The sequence below is a fragment of the Mesorhizobium sp. M7A.F.Ca.US.006.04.2.1 genome (assembly GCF_004022915.1).
Taxonomy (GTDB): Bacteria; Pseudomonadota; Alphaproteobacteria; order Rhizobiales; family Rhizobiaceae; genus Mesorhizobium; species Mesorhizobium ciceri.
Genome location: NZ_RZQA01001210.1, coordinates 1 through 1389, shown reverse-complemented (window position 1 = coordinate 1389; position 1389 = coordinate 1). Strand labels below are relative to the sequence as shown.

At 63.4% G+C, this 1389-nt stretch carries 2 protein-coding genes; one reads left to right on the top strand and one right to left on the bottom strand.

Annotation, left to right across the window (positions count from 1 at the left end; all coding sequences use genetic code 11):
* Positions 1-858 (top strand): acetolactate synthase large subunit (locus EN925_RS35880; RefSeq protein WP_128337371.1); only part of this gene is annotated, 858 nt, incomplete at its 5' end.
* Positions 859-873: 15 nt separating this feature from the next.
* Here the strand turns inward: EN925_RS35880 and EN925_RS35875 are convergent.
* On the bottom strand, positions 874-1176 hold the full coding sequence (locus EN925_RS35875) for a BolA family transcriptional regulator (protein WP_013529365.1): 303 nt from the start codon (positions 1174-1176) through the stop codon (positions 874-876).
* Positions 1177-1389 lie beyond the last annotated feature (213 nt).

Here is a 1389-nt window from a genome sequence, read left to right as displayed (position 1 = left end):
GTTCTGATCGCACGGATGCAACGCGGGCGCGGGCGTGCCGCGCCGATCCGCATCCCCTATCCGGTCGATGCGGCGATGGCTGTGCTGAGCGACGTCGATGTTCTGATCCTGGTCGGCGCAAAGGAGCCGGTTGCCTTCTTCGCCTATCCGGGAAAACCGGGACGGCTTGTCCGGGAAGGCTGCGAGGTGCTGACATTGGCCGCCCATGGCGACGATCTGCATGCGGCGCTGGAGGCGCTTCGCGACGAACTTGGCATCCAGCCGTCGCAACACAAGGTGCTGGCGGCCGCTTTTCCCGACGAGGCAACGCCGAACGGCAAGCTGACGGAAGATGCCGTCGCACTTTCGGTGGCGCGCAAACTGCCGGCCGATGCGATCGTCTGCGATGAAGCGGTCACCTCGGCCAGGCGTTTCTTCGCGCTGTCGGCCTTTGCCGCGCCGCACGACTACATGATGGGCACGGGCGGATCGATCGGTGGCGGCATCCCGATGGCGACCGGGGCGGCAATCGCCTGTCCCGACCGCAAGGTGGTCAATCTCGAAGCCGACGGCAGCGGCATGTACACGGTGCAGGGATTGTGGACGCAGGCGCGGGAAAAGCTCGACGTGGTGACGATCGTGTTTTCCAACCGAACCTATGCGATCCTGCATGGCGAGATGAAGAATGTCGGCGTCGGCGCCATCGGCGAGAACGCCAGGCGCATGCTCGACCTCGACCATCCCTCGCTCGACTGGGTATCGCTGGCCAAAGGCATGGGCGTGGAGGCGGCTCGCGCCGATACGTGCGAGCGCTTCGACGCGTTGCTGGACAGTGCGCTGTCACGGCGCGGGCCGTTCCTCATCGAAGCGGTGCTCTGAGCGCGGGGAAGCGACCTACCAGCGGGTCTTTTCGCCGGGAGCCGCGGGTTCGATCGCCAGCGCATGCACGCCGGCCTTCAGTTCGTCGGCAAGCAGTTCGTTGACGGCGCGGTGACGGTCGATGCGGCTCATGCCGGCAAAGGCGGAAGCGACGACGCGGACGCGAAAATGCGTCTCGCCGGTGCCGTCGTAAGTGCCGTGATGGTCGGAGCCGTGATGGTGGTGGCCGGCATGGAGATGGCTCTCGTTGATGATAACCAGCCTGTCCGGCGAAAATGCCTTGTTGAGCTTGTCTTCCATGGTCGCCTGTATGGACATCGCCATCTCCCTTCACCACATATCGTTGGCGTCTCGGCCTGGAAACCGAAAATCGGTTTCGCGAGGGGCCGCCGCCGCGCAACAAAATCCGCCATTCGCCTGCTTTATGCCGCGATTCAGCGGTTAGGGCGATGATCGCGAAAATGTCAATTCTTGTTTCGCATCTGCGAACGCCCCATAAATGGGTAAGATGAAGCCGTACCCCAAATATTT